Below are 2,254 nucleotides of genomic sequence, written 5' to 3'. Positions count from 1 at the left end.
CTTGCCGCTGTCAGCCGCCGAAGCCTCTCCGGCGTCGCCGCTTCCGCCGCCGCCGATCACGCCGATCACTTCGCCGACCGCGACATTGTCTCCGTCTCTGCGCAAAATGGCGGAAATGACGCCGCTCTCCTCCGCGCTGATTTCCAGGTTGACCTTATCTGTCTCAAGCTCGGCCAGAACGTCCCCCTGGCCGACACGGTCTCCTTCTTTTACAAGCCACTTATGGATCGTGCCTTCGGTAATGGATTCGCCCAGATCGGGCACTTTAATATCGGACACAGGCCGCTACCTCCCCAAATTGTGATTATTGCTATCGTGACACCGTCCCGGAAGGAGACGGTACAGGCGCTTTGGTTGGCAAGTTCAAGTTCAGTGCTTCCGTGACGATTCTGCGCTGCTCAAAGGTATGGACGTCCGCATAGCCGCTGGCCGGGCTTGAGCGTTCCGGACGGCCGATATACCGTACAGCGGTATGATTCGGCGCTATGGCGCGCAGCCGAGGCTCGATGTAGCTCCAGGCGCCCATATTCTTCGGCTCTTCCTGTACCCAGACGATCTCTTGCAGGGAAGTGAACGTGTTCAGGAAGACGGCCAGTTCGCGCGCCGGGAACGGGTAGAGCTGTTCCAGGCGCAGGATATGCAGCCAGGATAAATCCTGTCCCGACGCCGCTTCCACCTCGGCTTGCAGGTCGATGGCGACTTTACCGCTGCATACGACCAGGCGCTTCACCGCGCCGGGAGTCTGCCCGAGCAGCGGTTCCGGCAGCACGGCCTGAAACTGGCCGGACGCCAGCTCCGCGCCGGATGAAGCGCTGCGCGGATTGCGGAGCAGGCTCTTCGGCGTCATGATGACGAGCGGCCTTGCGTCCGCCTGTCCGCACAGTGAAGCCTGACGGCGAAGCAGATGGAAGTACTGGGCGGCGCTGGTAAGATTCGCAACCGTCCAGTTTTCCTCTGCGGACAACTGCAAGTACCGTTCCAATCGGCCGCTGGAGTGCTCTGGACCCTGGCCTTCATAGCCGTGGGGCAGCAGGATGGCCAGGTTGCTGCGCTGCGTCCATTTGGCGCGTCCGGCGGAAATGAACTGGTCGATAATGACCTGCGCGGCATTGGCGAAATCGCCGTACTGCGCCTCCCACAGCACGAAGGTCTCCGGCGCAAATACATTGTAGCCGTACTCGTAGCCGAGCACCGATGCCTCCGATAGCGGGCTGTTGTAGACCCCGAAGGAAGCCTTGGCGTCTTCAAGCCGGTGAAGCGGGCAGTAGAGCTTTCCCGACTCGCTGTCGTGGAGAACGAGATGCCGCTGCGAGAAGGTGCCGCGCTGCGCGTCCTGGCCGCTCAGCCGGATGGGCGTTCCGTCCTGGAGGATGGTCGCGAAAGCCAGCGTTTCGGCCAGCGCCCAATCCGTCTTCTCCCCGTCGCTTAACTGATCCTTGCGCCGCTGCAGAATCCGCTGGAGCTTCGGGTACACCTTGAAGCCCTCGGGGAAGGACAGCAGCTGGCGGTTGATGCTCTGAAGCCTGCCCAGCGGAACGGCTGTAGGCGCCGGACTTGCCTCCTCGGCCTGCAGGGCGACCGCCGTCTTCGTTTCCCCGGTCTTCTGCTTGCCCTCTTTCATCCGTTCATAGGCCTGCTGAAGCACATGGTCGGCTTCGGAGATCATCCTGGTCAGCTCGCCCTCGGCAATCACCTTCTCGCGCTCCAGTCTTTCGGCATAAATCCGGAGAACGGTGGGATGATTCTTCACCTTGCCGTACACAATCGGCTGGGTCATTTCGGGATCATCCATTTCATTATGTCCGTGCCTGCGGTAACCGATCAGATCGATCAGGAAATCCTTTTTGAACAGGCTGCGGTATGCGCTGGCCAGGCGTACGGCGGCAATGCAGGCCTCCGGATCGTCGGCATTGACATGGACAATCGGAATCTCATAGCCTTTGGCAAGGTCGCTCGCATAGTGCGTGGAGCGCGAATCCCCGCTCTCCGTCGTGAAGCCGATCCGGTTATTGACGATGATGTGGATCGTTCCGCCATTCTGATAACCCTCAAGCTTGCCGATGTTCAGCGTCTCCGCCACGATGCCTTCGCCCGGGAAGGCGGCGTCCCCGTGCATCAGCACGGCCATGGCCTTGTTCGTATCCAGCCCGGGCAGCCCCGGAGCGCTCCGGTCTTCCTGGGCCGCGCGCGCAAAGCCCTCCACGACCGGATTGACGAATTCCAGATGGCTCGGGTTGTTGGCAAGCGTCAGCCG

At 61.3% G+C, this 2,254-nt stretch carries 2 protein-coding genes; both read right to left on the bottom strand.

The features are described 5' to 3' along the window. Window positions 1–279, bottom strand: a 279-nt coding sequence (locus L692_RS0120655; RefSeq protein WP_025701929.1) for a biotin/lipoyl-containing protein, incomplete at its 3' end; no start/stop codon positions are given. A gap of 31 nt (window positions 280–310) precedes the next feature. Next, on the bottom strand, window positions 311–2,254 hold a 1,944-nt coding region (locus tag L692_RS0120650), incomplete at its 5' end, for a 2-oxoglutarate dehydrogenase E1 component (RefSeq protein WP_025701928.1).

The organism is Paenibacillus forsythiae T98 (assembly GCF_000520735.1).
Taxonomy (GTDB): Bacteria; Bacillota; Bacilli; order Paenibacillales; family Paenibacillaceae; genus Paenibacillus_AQ; species Paenibacillus_AQ forsythiae.
This window is presented reverse-complemented; position numbering and strand designations above follow the sequence as displayed.